15 protein-coding genes are annotated in these 13,840 nt (G+C 74.0%); 7 read left to right on the forward strand and 8 right to left on the reverse strand.

The window, feature by feature from the left end:
* Positions 1–2 precede the first annotated feature (2 nt).
* Positions 3–1,112 carry a putative manganese transporter gene (locus AC4MBH_RS22855; protein ID WP_491797715.1) on the forward strand — a complete coding sequence of 370 codons (1,110 nt, stop codon included), beginning with the start codon at positions 3–5 and terminating at the stop codon, positions 1,110–1,112.
* A gap of 155 nt (positions 1,113–1,267) precedes the next feature.
* Here AC4MBH_RS22855 and AC4MBH_RS22860 read toward each other — a convergent pair whose 3' ends face one another.
* Positions 1,268–1,981: a hemerythrin domain-containing protein gene (locus tag AC4MBH_RS22860; protein WP_491797716.1), complete on the reverse strand. Its 714-nt coding sequence runs from the start codon at positions 1,979–1,981 to the stop codon at positions 1,268–1,270.
* A 276-nt stretch (positions 1,982–2,257) separates the two neighbouring features.
* Here AC4MBH_RS22860 and AC4MBH_RS22865 point away from each other — a divergent pair, with 276 nt between their 5' ends.
* A complete protein-coding gene (locus tag AC4MBH_RS22865) occupies positions 2,258–2,485 on the forward strand; it encodes a hypothetical protein (RefSeq protein WP_491797717.1) in 228 nt (75 codons plus the stop codon).
* A 6-nt stretch (positions 2,486–2,491) separates the two neighbouring features.
* On the opposite strand, the gene AC4MBH_RS22870 is transcribed toward AC4MBH_RS22865, so the two are convergent.
* A complete protein-coding gene (locus AC4MBH_RS22870) occupies positions 2,492–3,190 on the reverse strand; it encodes a hypothetical protein (RefSeq protein ID WP_491797718.1) in 699 nt (232 codons plus the stop codon).
* A gap of 149 nt (positions 3,191–3,339) precedes the next feature.
* On the opposite strand from AC4MBH_RS22870, the gene AC4MBH_RS22875 reads away from it, so the two are divergent.
* The 3 genes from AC4MBH_RS22875 to AC4MBH_RS22885 are packed head-to-tail and all read left to right on the forward strand — an operon-like array spanning position 3,340 to position 5,689.
* On the forward strand, positions 3,340–4,494 hold the full coding sequence (locus AC4MBH_RS22875) for a fatty acid desaturase family protein (RefSeq protein WP_491797719.1): 1,155 nt from the start codon (positions 3,340–3,342) through the stop codon (positions 4,492–4,494).
* Positions 4,494–5,051 (forward strand): hypothetical protein, encoded by a 558-nt coding sequence (locus tag AC4MBH_RS22880; RefSeq protein ID WP_491797720.1) that lies wholly within the window; start codon positions 4,494–4,496, stop codon positions 5,049–5,051. Before AC4MBH_RS22875 ends, AC4MBH_RS22880 begins: the two co-directional genes overlap by 1 nt.
* Entirely contained in the window at positions 5,048–5,689 is a 642-nt protein-coding gene (locus tag AC4MBH_RS22885; RefSeq protein WP_491797721.1) for a hypothetical protein, read from the forward strand. Before AC4MBH_RS22880 ends, AC4MBH_RS22885 begins: the two co-directional genes overlap by 4 nt.
* A gap of 591 nt (positions 5,690–6,280) precedes the next feature.
* Here the strand turns inward: AC4MBH_RS22885 and AC4MBH_RS22890 are convergent.
* The 5 genes from AC4MBH_RS22890 to AC4MBH_RS22910 are packed head-to-tail and all read right to left on the reverse strand — an operon-like array spanning position 6,281 to position 10,085.
* A complete protein-coding gene (locus AC4MBH_RS22890) occupies positions 6,281–6,856 on the reverse strand; it encodes a DUF3618 domain-containing protein (protein ID WP_491797722.1) in 576 nt (191 codons plus the stop codon).
* Positions 6,832–7,293: a phage holin family protein gene (locus AC4MBH_RS22895; protein WP_491797723.1), complete on the reverse strand. Its 462-nt coding sequence runs from the start codon at positions 7,291–7,293 to the stop codon at positions 6,832–6,834. Before AC4MBH_RS22895 ends, AC4MBH_RS22890 begins: the two co-directional genes overlap by 25 nt.
* Positions 7,290–7,988 carry a hypothetical protein gene (locus tag AC4MBH_RS22900; RefSeq protein ID WP_491797724.1) on the reverse strand — a complete coding sequence of 233 codons (699 nt, stop codon included), beginning with the start codon at positions 7,986–7,988 and terminating at the stop codon, positions 7,290–7,292. Before AC4MBH_RS22900 ends, AC4MBH_RS22895 begins: the two co-directional genes overlap by 4 nt.
* Positions 7,989–8,040: 52 nt before the next feature.
* Complete coding sequence (locus tag AC4MBH_RS22905) at positions 8,041–9,642, reverse strand: phytoene desaturase family protein (RefSeq protein WP_491797725.1); 1,602 nt, start codon at positions 9,640–9,642, stop codon at positions 8,041–8,043.
* A complete protein-coding gene (locus AC4MBH_RS22910; protein WP_491797726.1) occupies positions 9,639–10,085 on the reverse strand; it encodes an SRPBCC family protein in 447 nt (148 codons plus the stop codon). The genes AC4MBH_RS22905 and AC4MBH_RS22910 overlap by 4 nt, the downstream gene beginning before the upstream one ends.
* 134 nt (positions 10,086–10,219) lie before the next feature.
* Here AC4MBH_RS22910 and AC4MBH_RS22915 point away from each other — a divergent pair, with 134 nt between their 5' ends.
* Both AC4MBH_RS22915 and malQ read left to right on the forward strand, forming a co-directional pair.
* Positions 10,220–10,588 carry a DUF4259 domain-containing protein gene (locus AC4MBH_RS22915; protein WP_491797727.1) on the forward strand — a complete coding sequence of 123 codons (369 nt, stop codon included), beginning with the start codon at positions 10,220–10,222 and terminating at the stop codon, positions 10,586–10,588.
* A complete protein-coding gene (gene malQ, locus AC4MBH_RS22920; protein WP_491797728.1) occupies positions 10,585–12,390 on the forward strand; it encodes a 4-alpha-glucanotransferase in 1,806 nt (601 codons plus the stop codon). Before AC4MBH_RS22915 ends, malQ begins: the two co-directional genes overlap by 4 nt.
* Before the next feature lie 199 nt (positions 12,391–12,589).
* Here malQ and AC4MBH_RS22925 read toward each other — a convergent pair whose 3' ends face one another.
* Positions 12,590–13,792 carry an IS30 family transposase gene (locus tag AC4MBH_RS22925; RefSeq protein ID WP_491793048.1) on the reverse strand — a complete coding sequence of 401 codons (1,203 nt, stop codon included), beginning with the start codon at positions 13,790–13,792 and terminating at the stop codon, positions 12,590–12,592.
* Between the last annotated feature and the right edge of the window lie 48 nt (positions 13,793–13,840).

Consider the following 13,840-nt stretch of genomic DNA (forward strand, 5'->3'; position numbering starts at 1 on the left):
CCATGGTCGAGGTGCTGATCCGTCCGGTCGCCGACGCGTTCATGCAGGTCGGCGTGTTCGTCGCCCTGCTCGTCGCCCCGTTCGGCTGGGCCCGCTGGAGGTACGGCGACCGGCTGGACGCCTTCCTCGTGCGGCACCAGCGCCTCGCCCCCCTCGCGGCAGCTGCGTTGACCGTGCCTCCCGGGTGCGGGGGCGCCATCATCGTGATGGCCCTCTACGCCCGGGGGGCGGTCAGCTTCGGCGCCGCCATCGCCGCCCTGGTGGCCACCATGGGCGACGCGTCCTGGGTGCTGCTGGCCGGCGACCCCCTGCTCACGGTGCAGCTCAAGGGGCTGCTCCTGCTCACCGGCGCGGCCACCGGCTACGCCGTCGACGCACTCGGCATCGCCCCGCGGCGACGCGTCGACCTGGTCGCCGCGCAGCGCGTCCCGGCGCTCGTGATGGCCGGCTCGGCCGGTGCCCCGGGCCCGGCGGCACCCGGCGGCGGTGCCGCCGTCGCCGACGTACCCACTCCCCCGCCGGACGGCGCGATCAGCGCCATCGGGGCCGTCCCGCTCGCGCTGTGGCTGGCGCTGGTCGCCGGCGCCTGCGTCAGCGTGCCGGTCACCTTCCAGCTGATGGCCCCCGACGTCGCCTACCTCGTGCTCGGCGCGATCGGGGCGACCGCCTGCGTCGTGGTGTTCGCCCACGGGCGCGGCAAGCTCGCCGACGACACCGGGGCGCCGCCGGTCTCGATGCGCGAGGTGCTGCGCGACGGCGCCCACGAGATCGCGTTCGTGACCGTGTGGGTGGGCGTCGCCTACGTCGCCTGGTCGGTGCTCAGCACCCTGACCGGCTTCGACGGCTCCCAGCTCCCGCTCCTCGGGTTCGCCGGCGTCGTGGTCGGCGCCCTCGTGGGACTCATCCCGGGCTGCGCGATCCAGATCGTCTTCGCGGGGATCTTCCTGGCCGGCGGCATGCCGCTGCCCACGCTGGTGGCCAACACGATCAGCCAGGACGGCGACGCGCTGCTGCCGCTGCTCGCGCTCGAGCACCGCTCGGCGCTGCTCGCCACCGTCATCACCACCGTGCCGGCCATCGTCGTCGGCTCGGCCCTGCTCGTCCTGACCTAGGAGACCCCATGACCACCGCCCCGCTCCAGCTCGCGCTCGCCGCGGGCAGCCTCGGCACCGGCGTCGCCACGGCCGAGCCGGCGGCGTACGCCGTGGCCGGCCTGGTGCTGGCCGCGACCGCGGCCCGAGCCGTCGTACGGCGACGGCTCGACGCCCTAGGGGCGGTGGGTGCTGGCGCGCTCACCGCGCCGCAGCACGCCCACCTGCTCCACGCGTCCGGCGAGACCGGCCGCACCGCGGCTGAGCGCGACGGCGGCGCCGGCACCGGGGCCGCCGCGCTGCGCCCAGGCGTCGAGGCGGTCACGGCTGCGGTCGAGCACGGTCAGCGGCAGGGCCGCCAGCGCGTTGCCTGGCGGGCGGCGTGACACCACGGGGTGCGGCCGGGTCGGCGCGGCGTGCCGCACCAGCCACCACGCCACGCCGTAGCGGCGCAGGTCCGCCGGGCTGACGGTCGCCTGGAGACGCAGGAACAGCTCGTCCTCCTCGTCGCGGACGTCCTCGCGCAGCACCTCGAACAGCCGGTCGAGCAGCCGGGACCGCCGGGGCTCGTCGGGGCCGTCGGAGGCCAGGTCCTCGAGCTCGGTGACGATCTCGTTGACCTCCTGGTGCTCCTCCTCGACCTGCAGGGTCAGCTGCTCACCGTCGGGCAGGTGCCGGCGCAGCATCGGCCACAGCACCGTCTCCTCGGCGAACGCGTGCGGGAAGACGAGGCGGTGCACCGCGCGCAGCGCGGTGTCCTGGTCGGCGCCGCTGGTGGCGGCCACGGCGTGCAGGAGCAGGTCGAGCTGCACGTGCTCGCGCTTCTGCATCGTCAGGACGCTCAGGCGGCCACCGAGGTCGTCGAGGTCCTGGTCGCTCAGCGAGGTCATCCGACGGGGTACCCGCTGGCCCGGTCGGGCACCGCGGACTTCTCGGGCGCGGGCGCAGGATTACCCGGTGCACCGGGTAACCCTGCACCGGGCCGCCAGACCGACGCGCGTCAGTGGCCGCGCAACGCCTCGACCAGCTCACCCTTGTTCATCGTCGACCGGCCCCCGATGCCGAGCTCGCCGGCTGGTCGGCTGGTCGGCGCGGGCACGCCGTCGGGCCGCCGTCCTGGGTCAACCGCTGCCGCGGTCTTCGAACACATGTTCTAACGTGCACCCATGCACCCTCGCGCCGAGCACGTCTGGGTGAGCGACGTGCAGGTGTGGGGCGATCGCCGGGCGCCCGGGCTGCTGCTCGGCTGGGAGCAGGACCGGACCGGCCGCTGGGTCGGCTGGGTCGTGGTCGCGCACCTCGGCGCGCAGGAGGGCGGTCCCTACGTGCAGCAGCGCTGGGTGCCGGCGCAGGCGATCGTGCGCCGCACCGACCTCGACCGCCCGTCCCCGTAGCCGGGCTCAGCCCGCGTCGGTCTCGTACGGCGACACGGCGCCCCGCGCCCGCCGCGCGGCGGCGTACGACGGACCGCGCAGCAGCCGGTGCCACTCGTAGACCTCGAGACCCGGCGGGCCGCCGGCGACGGCGTCAAAGGTCAGGTCGAGGTCGCGCCCGGGTACGTCGCCCAGCTCGAGGTCGGCGAACGCCGTCCAGCCCGACCGCGGCCGGGCCCACAGCAGCGCGTGCCGGCCGCCGTCGAGCGGCCGGACCCCGAGGTGCACCGGACCGCTCGGCGAGCGGAAGGGCAGCAGCGTGCAGAGGAACGGGCCGTGCTCGTGGGTCGTGGGTCGCAGGACGTATCGCGTCAGCGCGCCCTGCCCGGTCGACGACATCAGCACGTCGGTGTGCGGGTGCGGCCCGCCGGGGGTCGGCACCCGGATCGCGAGCCCGCCCACGTCGGGCCACGGCGCCGGCAGGCCCACCGAGCGCGACCACCGCACCAGCACGTCGTCGTCGCCCGGCTCGTCGAGGAACGCCGCCCCCGACCCGGCACCGCCGCGGCGGCGCAGCACGCCGTCGAGCACCACGCCCCGCGGGTGCATCGGCTTGTCGGCCGGGCGGACCCGGCTGAGGCCACCGATCACCGTCGCCACGGCGGCGCCGACGCCACGCGCGACCCCGGCTCCGGCTCCGGCGCGGGTGCGGTGCTGCTCGTCCATGCCCACCACCCAACCAGCCCGGCGTCTCCCGGGGCACGCCACTCGCGGGTGAGGCGTGGCCCGGGCGATCCGCTCACCCCTGTGACGTGGGTCCGCGCACGTCCCGGGGGTACCGGAGGAGTTCCCCCACCCGTACGACGAGGTCCTCCATGACTGCCCTGCAGCACAAGTCCGACAACCAGGCCCGCCACCTGCGCCCCGACGACGTCGAGGAGATCGGGCGCGAGCTCGACCAGATCCGCCAGTCGGTGCTCGACTCGCGCGGCGACGCGGACGCGGCGTACATCCGGCGGGTGATCCGCGCGCAGCAGCTGCTCGACCTCGGCGGCCGGGCGCTGCTGGTCGTCGGCGGACGACGCCGATGGGCGTGGGTCGCCGGGACCACCGCCCTGGCGCTGGCCAAGGTGGTCGACAACATGGAGATCGGCCACAACGTCCTGCACGGCCAGTGGGACTGGATGCGCGACCCCAAGATCCACTCCCAGACCTGGGAGTGGGACTACCTCACGCCCCCCGGCCAGTGGCAGCGCGCCCACAACGTGACCCACCACGCCTACACCAACGTGCTCGGCCACGACAACGACCTCGGCTACGGCATCCTGCGCGTCGACGAGGACCAGGAGTGGCAGCCCCGCCACCTCGCCCAGCCGCTGCTCAACCTCGTCAACGCCTGCGTCTTCGAGTACGGCATCGCCGCCTACGACCTCGGTCTCGGCGAGGCGATGCGCTCGGGCGAGGGGCTGACCGAGGAGCAGCGCGGCGACCTGCGCGAGCTGCTCGTCCGGGCCCGGAGCCGGCTGGCCAAGGACTTCGTGGTGCTGCCGCTGCTCGCCGGTCGCGGATGGCGGGCCGCGCTCACCGGCGCCCTGGTGGCCAGCCTGGCGCGCAACATCTGGAGCCACTCGGTGATCATGTGCGGCCACTTCCCCGAGGGGGTCGAGACGTTCGCCGAGACGTCGCTGCCCGACGACGAGAGCCGCGGCGAGTGGTACCTGCGCCAGATGCTCGGCTCCGCCAACATCTCCGGGTCGCCGCTGCTGCACCTGCTCGCCGGCAACCTCTCCCACCAGATCGAGCACCACCTCTTCCCCGACCTGCCCAGCAACCGCTACCGCACGATCGCCCCGCAGGTACGGGCCGTCTTCGACCGGCACGGCCTGCGCTACCACGCGGCGCCGCTGCCGCAGCAGGTCGCGAGCGCCTGGCACAAGGTGCTGCGGCTCTCGGTGCCCAACGGGCGCTGGCCGTCGCGTCGACGTCGTACCGACCACGTCTCACCCATCCCCACCCACCAGGAGCACTGATGACCACCCAGACCGTGTCCCGCTCGATGCACGACCTCGGCCTCGCGGCCTGGTTCGGCGGCACCCTCGCCAACGCCGTCGCCCTCAACCCGGCCGCCGCCCAGGCAGACACCGCCTCCGGCACCGGCGCCGTCGCCAACACCGGTTGGGACCGGTGGACGCCGGTCAACGCGCTCGCCATCGGCGCCCACCTGGCCGGCAGCGTCGGCCAGGTCGCCGGCAACCAGGACCGCCTCGCCGCCCAGGAGGGCGTCGGCGCGATGGCGACCGCCAAGACCGGGCTCACCGTCGCCGCCCTCCTGCTGACGGCCCGGGCCCGGCGCCTGGGCCGCGTCGTCTCGGCGCACGAGGACGTCCCCGCCGCCTCCGGCACCGACCCGGTGGCCGCGACCCCGCCCAAGGTGGCCAAGGCCCAGCGCAAGCTGCGCCGCCTCCAGTGGGTCATCCCCGCCGTCACCGGCGCCCTCGTCGTGATCAGCGCCTACGCCGGGGAGCAGCAGCGCCCCGCGGAGGTCAAGCGCGGCGTCCTGGCCCGTGCGGCTGGTGGTTCCCGATGAGCAGGCGTGAGCCCCGCAGCACCGGCGCCACGCCCGTCGCCGGCGACAGCACCCACCACGACGGTGGCCACCACGACACGGGGTCGCGCACCACCACGACCCGCTCCGACGCCGCCGCCCGGGACCGCTTCGGCGGGTTCAACTGGGGTGCCTGCTTCTTCGGGTGGCTGGTCGCGATCGCCGTCAGCATCCTGCTGACCAGCATCATCGGCGCCATCGCCAGCGCCATCGGCTCGAACGCCGACATCACCCGCACCGAGGCCGAGCGGCAGGCCGGCACCATCGGCATCGTCTCGGCCGCGGTGCTGCTCGTCGTGCTCGCGATCGGCTACTACGCCGGCGGCTACGTCGCCGGCCGCATGTCGCGCTTCGACGGCGGCCGCCAGGGCCTGGGCGTCTGGCTGATCGGCCTGGTCGTCTCGCTGCTGGCCGTCGGCCTGGGCGTGCTGTTCGGCAGCCAGTACAACATCCTCGACCGGGTCAACCTGCCCAGCCTGCCCCTCGGCGAGGACGAGGTCGGCTGGGGCGCGCTCATCGCCGCCGCCGCCGTCATCCTGCTCACCCTCCTGGCCGCGCTCCTCGGCGGCAAGGTCGGGCACCGCTACCACGACAAGGTCGACCGCGCCGTCCGCGCCTGACCTCCCCGCACCGACGACGAACCCCCGAGCCGCACGGCTCGGGGGTTCTTCGTCGTCCACCACCTGGCGACGCACGCTGGTCCCGATCCTGCGGGGGTCTCGACTCGCGGAGACTTCGTCCCCGCGGCTCGACCACCGTCGGTGATCAGTCGTCGTACGACGCCCCGTCGGCGACCCACGCTGGTCGAGGAGGGCCGCTAGGCCCGTCTCGAGACCACACCCCTCACGCTGGTCGAGCCGGGCGAGCGCCAGCGAGCCCGAGTCGAGACCCGGCGAGCCGAGGCACCCTGCGGTCTCGAGACGGCCGTGGCCGGCCTCCTCGACCACCGTCAGTGACGGCAGGTGCTACCCAGCCGTCGTACGACGCCACGTCGGCGACCCACGCTGGTCGAGCCGGGCAAGCGCCAGCGAGCCCGAGTCGAGACCCGGCGAGCCGAGGCACCCTGCGGTCTCGAGACGGGCGTGGCCGGCTTCCCCGACCACCGTCGGCGTCAGACCACCGTCGGTGACGGACGTCGTACGACGCCCGGACGCGACAAAGGCCCCCGCCGTGGTGCGGCGGGGGCCTCGGTCGTGGTGGAACGGGGTGCGTCAGCTGGTCGTCTCGGAGCGGACGTTCTCCGCGGACGAGCGACCCTCCTCGGTGACCGTGGAGACCGCGTCGGTGCCGGTCGACTTGACCTGCTGGACCGACTCGGTGGCGCTCTCCTTGAGGGTCTGGCCAGCCTCGGCCGCGGCCTGCTTGACATCGTCCACGAGGGGCTGCGCCTGCTCCTGCACGGTGTCCTTGACCTGCACGGCGGCACGCTGCTCGGCGCGGGTCGCGGGGATCAGGGCCGCGACCACCATGCCGAGACCGAACGCCGCGACGCCGGCAGCCAGGGGCGCGCCCTGGTACTGGTCCTTCGCCGTGTCGGCCGCGTCGGAGGCCTTGCCGGAGACGGTGTCGCCCATCCCGCTGGCGGTGCCGCTGGCGGAGTCGCCGGCGGACCGGGCGGTGCCGAGGGCCTTCTCCTTCACGCCGAGGATGCGGGACTTGGCGGCCTGCTTCTTGCGGTCCGCGATCGCGGCCGGGCTCACCTTGTCCTGCAGCTCGTCCAGGTGGGCACCCAGTCGGCTGCGGCTCTCCTCGATGTCGTTGGTCAGCTCCGTTGTGCTTTCGCCCATTGCGCATCCTCCTTCAGGGTCTGCTGCGTCTGCGGCAGCTGCGGGTTGGCCTGCTTCAGCTTCTTGCGACCCACCATCGCCAGGACGGCGGTGATGACGGCCCACAGCAGGGTGACGATGAGTGCGGCCACCCAGGTCGGTACTTGCTCGTCGATGAGGAACATCAGCGTGAGCGAGAGGAACACGAGCAGCAACAGCGCACCGACGCCGGCGGCCGCGAGCATGCCCGCGCCCTTGCCGGCCTTGGTGGCCTCCTGCTTGAGCTCGACCTTCGCCAGCTCGACCTCGGCCTTGAACAGGTCGCTGAGGTCGCTGGTCACCTCGCCGACGATCTCGCCCAGGCTCCGCGTCTCGGTGCTGTGCGTGCCGCCGGTGTCACCCGGCGACGTGACGGGGTGTGCCCCGCTGCTGCCGCCGTAGGGGTCTGCGGTCGTCACAGCGGTCCCTGCGAGTAGTTCGGCGGGCTCGACGGCGGCGGCGTGGTGGGTGCCAGCGGGTCAGACGCGGGCGCCGGGTCGTACAGCGGCGTCTCCGGGTCGTAGCCCCCCGGCACCGCGGTCGTCGCCGGGGTCACCGGCGGCGGCGTGGTCGGCACGGGCGGCGCGTACGGCGGCGGGGCGCCGTACATCGGCGCCGGCTGCGAGGGCAGCGAGCCCGACGGCGTGCTGTCGGCATCCTTGACACCGCGGGCCACGCGACCGGCGACGACGCCGGCGGCGAGGGCGCCCACCAGGAACAGGCCCGGACGACGACGCGCGAAGTCGCGGACGTCGTCCAGCAGGTCGATGGGCTCACGGCCGTCGAGGTAGCTGGTCAGCGAGCGGGTGTGGTTGGCGACCTCGCGGGCCACGTCGGCAGCGAGGCCGCCCTGGCTCTGGTCGGCCATCTGGTGCAGGTCGTCGCCGAGCGTGCCGAGCGTGCCGACCAGCTTGTCCCGCTGCTGGCGGGTCTGGTCGGTCGCCTGCGTGGTGACCTGGGTACGCGCCTCGCCGACCAGCGACTTGGCCTGGTCCTTGGCCTCGGTCGCGACCTTGGCTGCCTCGCCCTGGGCGACGCCGGCCACGTGCTTGCCTTCGTCGGCAGCGGTCGAAGCCGCGGCCTGGGCCTTCTCCGTTGTGGGAGTGTCAGTCATGGTTCCTCCATTCGGTGGTTCCACCCGGTGCCCCCCACCACCGGACCGACCCTCACCTACGAAGGTGAATACGGTCGTGCAGGAGCGCTGCCCGCGCCGCGTTGTGGCCCGGCGAGCCGTGCACGCCGCCGCCGGGGTGGGCCGAGGAGGAGCCGAGGTAGAGCCCGGGCACCCCCGTCTCGGGTCGACCGAGCAGGCCCGGCACCGGGCGCAGGACCAGCTCCTGGTGCAGCTGCGCGGTGCCGCCGTTGAGCGAGCCGCCGACCAGGCTGGCGTTGCGCTCCTCCAGCTCGCGGGGACCCATCACGCGGCGGGCCAGCACCCGTGAGCCGAAGCCCGGGGCCAGTCGCTCGAGCCGGGCCTGGATCCGGTCCCCGAACCGCTCGCAGTCGTCGTGGTCCCACCGACCGGTGATCTCGCCCAGCTCGTCGGTCACGGGCGCATCGGCCTGCGGGACGTGGGTGTAGGCCCAGAACGACTCGGTGCCAGCGGGCGAGCGGGTCGGGTCGCTGGTCGTCATCTGCCCGGTGAGCAGGAAGGGGTCGGCGGGGACGGTGTGCGCCGCCACCTTCGCCAGCGACAGGGACAGCTCGTCGACGGAGTCGGCGACGTGCACGGTCCCGGCGGCGTACGGCGGGGGCGACGCCCACGGGACAGGCCCGGACAGCGCCCAGTCGACCTTGACGGTGCCGGGGTCGAGCTCGAAGGACTCCATGCCCCGGCGCACCCGGCGCGGGACGTGCTCGGGCGCGACCATGCCGGTCCAGCCTCCGCCGCCGCCGAACAGGTGCAGCGCGGAGACGTCGGCGATGACCGCACGACGCGCGTCGTGCCGGGTGCCGTGCTCGGTGACGACCCCGCGCGCCCGCCCCCGCTCGACGACGACCGAGGTGACCTTGGTGCCGGTGACCACCTCGCCGCCGAGGGCCTCGAACCGCCGGCGGAGGACGGCGGAGAGCTCGCCCGCCCCGCCGCGAGGCACCGGGAAGCCGACCGTCTGGCCGAGCATCGTGAGCAGCAGCCCGAACAGGCCCGATCCCGGCGCGCCGATCGGGATGTCGGCGTGCCCGGCGTTGCCGCTGATCAGCAGGCCGGCGGCGTCGCCGCCGAAGCGGTGCCGGCCGATCGCGGACGCCGGGGTCAGCAGCATCCGCACCAGGTCGAGGCCGCCGGCCGCCCGCAGCCGCGGCAGCAGCTTGGCCCCGGCGCGCACGGGCGGGAACGGCGAGGTCAGGCCCTCGACGATGCCGTCGCCGACCCGGTCCCACGTCGCGCACAGGGCGAGCCACGCCTCGCCGTCGCCGGGGTGCTGCTCCTCCATCAGCCGGGCCGTGACGTCCCGGTCGCGGTGCAGGGTGGCCCACCGGCCGTCGGGCAGCGCGTGCCCCAGGACGGCCGGGGCGTGCTCCCACACCAGCCCGTGCTTCTCCAGCTCCAGCGGCCGCAGCCCGGCCGACAGCGGGGCCAGCGGGTAGAACGCGCTGAAGGTGTCGTGCACGAAGTCGGGGTGCAGCTCGCGGTCGCTGCGGACCCCGCCGCCGACCTCGTCCTGCGCCTCGACGACGAGGACCGACCAGCCGGCGTCGGCGAGGTGGTTGGCGGAGACCAGGCCGTTGGGCCCGGCGCCGATGACGACCGCGTCGTAGGACGTCATCGCACGGGCAGGCGGCGGTTCTCGGCGATGTACGCGAGCCGGTGCAGGGTCTCGACGTTGCGGATCCCGATCTGCGGGTCGCGCAAGGGCTTGGGCATCAGCGTGCCCGGGCCGGCGACGACGTCCTCGGTGATCGAGACCTCGGAACCGTCGGCGTGCGCGGCGATCCGCAGCACCACCTCGGCCTCGCCCATCGGCCACCCGCGGGCGCGCAACCGGAGCAGGGACGGCGCCTTCGCCTCGAGCACCTCGGTGTTGTCGTCGATCAGCGCCGGCCAGACGCCCACGGAGTGGTGCAGCTTGCTGCCGACCTCGGGCCAGCGGTCGTCGACCTCGCGCATCCGCGAGGCACCCACCACCCAGACGGGGTAGAGCCACCCGTCGGCCAGGACGTCCCAGACCTGCTGGGGCGTGGCGTGGATGACGCGGCGACGGGTGCTCATGCAGGGCTCCTGGGGGTCGACATCACGGCGGGCTTCCTACTTACTACCGCGCGGTCGGTACCCGCCGCACGCCCGGTCGAATCCCACCCGATCAGGGGAGCCATCGACGGGCGGCTGGTGGGCACCGTGGGGCCATGGCTGTCTGGGGACCCGGTCCGTTCCAGAACGACGAGGCCTCGGCGTGGGGCGACGAGCTCGACGCCGCGGCCGACCCGGTGGCGTTCGCGGCGGAGACGCTGCGCCGGGCCGACGAGCCCGGTGCCGTCGTCGCCGCGGCCGCGTGGTTCGTCGCGGGCGTCCCTGGCGTGGCCGAGCCCCTGGAGGGCCCGGCCACGCCGCCGGTGACGCCCGACGCCGACCTCGCCGACGACGCCTCCGCGGCCCTGGGCACGGTGCTGGCCGACGACGCGTGGGCGGCGCAGTGGACCGACCTCGCTGAGCGCGAGTCGGCCAAGGCCTACGTGCGCAGCCTGATCGAGACGTGGGAGGTCTCGATCGGATGACGCCGCCCGACGACCGCGGCGACGTGGTCCAGCGCGAGTGGCTCGACGCCGACGACCAGCCGCACCGGGTGCCCGACGCCACGGTCGAGCGCGTGCTGGCCGTGATGGGCGACCCGCCCGCCGACCTCGAGCGCACGGCGCCGGTGGTGACCCGGCGGGGCCGGCGTACCGGCCTGGTCGGGGAGGTCCGGCTCGAGGACGGCGGCACCGCCCGCCTCGACGACGTGGTGCCCGACGACCTGCCGTTCGGCTACCACGACCTCCACACCGACGACGGCCACCAGCGCCGCCTGATCGTCTCCCCCGGCCGCTGCTGGACCCCGCCCGCGCAGGTGTGGGGCTGGGCGGTGCAGCTGTACGCCGCCCGCTCCACCACCAGCGCCGGCGTCGGTGACCTGGGCGACCTGCGGGCGCTGCGGGAGTGGACCGAGCACCTCGGCGGCGGGTTCCTCGTCGTCAACCCGCTGCACGCCGTCGCGCCCGTGCTGCCGCTGGAGACCAGCCCCTACCTGCCGGCGAGCCGGCGCTTCCGCAACCCGGTCTACCTGCGGGTCGACGAGCAGCCCGAGGTGCCGATCGAGGGCATCGACCGCGACGCCGCCTGGACCCACAAGATGGCCGTGCTGCGGACGGCGTTCGCGACCCGCGACGACGCCGACGCCTCCGATGGCTCCGACGTCTTCGAGGCCTGGCAACGCGAGGTCGGGCGTCCGCTCGAGGACTTCGCCACCTGGTCGGTGCTGGCCGCCGAGCACGGCGCCGACTGGCACACCTGGCCGGCGGAGCTCCGCGACCCGCACGGCGACGCCGTACGACGCCACGCCGAGGAGCACGCCGACGAGGTGACCTTCCACGCCTGGCTGCAGTGGCTGCTGGCCGGGCAGCTGCGCGAGGCCAGCGGCGACCTCACCGTGATCCAGGACCTGCCGATCGGGGTCTCCGGCGGCGGCGCCGACGCGTGGGTGTGGCAGGAGGTGCTGGCCGGCGGCGTCACCGTCGGTGCGCCGCCCGACGCCCTCAACACCGTCGGGCAGGACTGGGGCTCGCCGCCGTTCGTGCCCTGGCAGCTCCGGGCGGCCGACTACGAGCCGTTCGTGCAGACGGTGCGCGCGACCATCGCCGGCGCGGGCGGGCTGCGCGTCGACCACGTGATGGGCCTGTTCCGGCTCTGGTGGATCCCGGAGGGCGCCGGCCCCCAGGACGGCTGCTACGTCCGCTACCCCGCCGCCGACCTGCTCGACATCGTCTGCCTGGAGTCCCACCGGGCGCGGGCCGTCGTAGTCGGCGAGGACCTCGGCACCGTCGAGGACGGCGTCGCCGAGGCGCTCGCCGACCGCGGCATCCTGGGCTACCGGGTGCTGTGGTTCGAGGACGACGACCCGGAGAAGTGGTCCGACGGCGCGCTCGCCACCGTCACCACCCACGACCTCCCCACCGTCGCCGGCCTGTGGACCGGCTCCGACGTCGACGACCAGCTGGAAGCCTCCGACATGGCCGAGGACGACGTCCGCGCCGGTCGCGACGAGCTGCTCACCCGGCTGCGCCGCGACGGCCTGCCTGATACCGCCACGCCCGCCGAGGCGGTCGCGGCGGCGTACGAGCAGCTGGGCCGGGCGCCGTCGCTGCTGCTGTCGTTCGCCCTCGAGGACGCCGTCGCCGAGCAACGCCGACCCAACGTGCCCGGCACCACCGAGCGCGACAACTGGCGGGTGCCGCTCCCCGTCCTCGTCGACGACCTGCCGGACCATCCCGGGCCGGCGGCGCTGCTGCGGGCGGCGGGGGTGCCCGGCTCCGGCGGGTAGGGGTTCGATGCTGGGGTGACTGGTGGGCTTGGTGTTGCTGGCCCGGGGTCGAGGTTCCACCGGTGGGCCGGGGAAGTCTGAACTTCCCGGGCAATGCATCGCCTGGGAAGTTCAGGTTTTCCCTGGGAAGTGGTCCCGCTGGGCTGGCGGGGCCCGACCGCGTGCGGATTCCCCGGTGCACCGGGGCGGTCTCTAGGTCCTAACGCAACACCGGTGGTTCGAACGGTCGGCCGAGCATGTCATTGAGGGTCTCGGCTGGGGTTCGCCAGTCCAGGGTCTGGCGGGGTCTGCCGTTGAGTTGGCGGGCGACGGTGGCGAGGTGGTCGGGGTCGAACTGGCGCAGGCTGATTCCTTTGGGGAAGTACTGACGCAGCAGGCCGTTGGTGTTCTCGTTCGAGCCGCGTTGCCACGGTGAGTGGGGGTCGGCGAAGTAGACGGCCATGTCGGTGGCCAGGGTGATCTGGCGGTGCATGGCCATCTCTTTGCCGTTGTCCCAGGTCAGGGATCGCTTCAGCTCGGTGGGCAGGGTGTTGATGGTCGGCACGATCGCGTCGTAGAACGCCTGGGCGGTCCGGCGTCCGGGCAGGTGGATCAGCAGCACGTAGCGGCTGGCGCGCTCGACCAGGGTCCCGATGGCCGAGCCGTTGTCGCGACCCACGATGAGGTCGCCCTCCCAGTGGCCCGGGACGGCTCGGTCGATGGCCTCGGCGGGGCGTTGGCTGATGGGGATCGTCTCGACCAGCTTCCCGCGCCGTTCGTCGTGGCTGGACCTGGCCCGGGGCGTGCGGCGCTGGCGTTGGGTGCGCAGGTGGACGGTCAGCTCGCGTTTGAGGCCGCCGCGGGCCTGGACGAACAGCGACTGGTAGATCGTCTCGGCACAAACCCTCATCGCGGGGTCTTCGGGGTGGTCCATCTTGATCCTTGCCGCGACCTCTTGTGGTGACCACAACGCCTGCAGCCCGGCGATGACGTAGTCACGTAACGGCCCCGGCGTGGCTAGCTTTGAGGTCGTGCGGTGCGTGGTCGACGCCCGGGCCTCAGCCTTGCGCTGTGCCGTGGAGGGACGATAGTCCCCGCCGGCGTTGGCGTTGCGGCGCCGCTCACGCCACACCGTGGACCGGTCACAGCCCACGGCCACCGCGATCTCGGCGTCCCCGCGGCCAGCAGCCGACATCAATCCGATCGTCTCGCGCTGCTCCGCGCTCAGACGGTGATAGCGGCGCCCGGGCTGCCCGGCCCGTGAAGGTGGAGGAATCACCCCGCCACCATCAGCCAGCCACTTACGCCCAGCCCACACCGACACACCCACCTCCAACGCCGCGGCATCGGGATGAACACCCGCCCTGAGCAACCCCCAGAACGCCTCGCGGACCACGCCCCCAACAGCCACACCATGCGGCACCCTCAACACCCCCAGATCAAGGTGTTGCACTGGGACCTAGAGACCGCC

It is taken from the genome of Nocardioides sp. WJ219 (assembly GCF_058559815.1).

What these genes read in the sequence shown, in the direction of transcription:
- malQ (WP_491797728.1), top strand. Translation starts at nt 10,585, where the DNA reads ATGACGCCGCCCGACGACCGCGGCGACGTGGTCCAGCGCGAGTGGCTC.
- AC4MBH_RS22860 (WP_491797716.1), bottom strand. Translation starts at nt 1,981, where the DNA reads ATGACCTCGCTGAGCGACCAGGACCTCGACGACCTCGGTGGCCGCCTG.
- AC4MBH_RS22910 (WP_491797726.1), bottom strand. Translation starts at nt 10,085, where the DNA reads ATGAGCACCCGTCGCCGCGTCATCCACGCCACGCCCCAGCAGGTCTGG.
- AC4MBH_RS22875 (WP_491797719.1), top strand. Translation starts at nt 3,340, where the DNA reads ATGACTGCCCTGCAGCACAAGTCCGACAACCAGGCCCGCCACCTGCGC.
- AC4MBH_RS22865 (WP_491797717.1), top strand. Translation starts at nt 2,258, where the DNA reads ATGCACCCTCGCGCCGAGCACGTCTGGGTGAGCGACGTGCAGGTGTGG.
- AC4MBH_RS22900 (WP_491797724.1), bottom strand. Translation starts at nt 7,988, where the DNA reads ATGACTGACACTCCCACAACGGAGAAGGCCCAGGCCGCGGCTTCGACC.
- AC4MBH_RS22880 (WP_491797720.1), top strand. Translation starts at nt 4,494, where the DNA reads ATGACCACCCAGACCGTGTCCCGCTCGATGCACGACCTCGGCCTCGCG.
- AC4MBH_RS22890 (WP_491797722.1), bottom strand. Translation starts at nt 6,856, where the DNA reads ATGGGCGAAAGCACAACGGAGCTGACCAACGACATCGAGGAGAGCCGC.
- AC4MBH_RS22915 (WP_491797727.1), top strand. Translation starts at nt 10,220, where the DNA reads ATGGCTGTCTGGGGACCCGGTCCGTTCCAGAACGACGAGGCCTCGGCG.
- AC4MBH_RS22870 (WP_491797718.1), bottom strand. Translation starts at nt 3,190, where the DNA reads ATGGACGAGCAGCACCGCACCCGCGCCGGAGCCGGAGCCGGGGTCGCG.
- AC4MBH_RS22905 (WP_491797725.1), bottom strand. Translation starts at nt 9,642, where the DNA reads ATGACGTCCTACGACGCGGTCGTCATCGGCGCCGGGCCCAACGGCCTG.
- AC4MBH_RS22855 (WP_491797715.1), top strand. Translation starts at nt 3, where the DNA reads ATGGTCGAGGTGCTGATCCGTCCGGTCGCCGACGCGTTCATGCAGGTC.
- AC4MBH_RS22885 (WP_491797721.1), top strand. Translation starts at nt 5,048, where the DNA reads ATGAGCAGGCGTGAGCCCCGCAGCACCGGCGCCACGCCCGTCGCCGGC.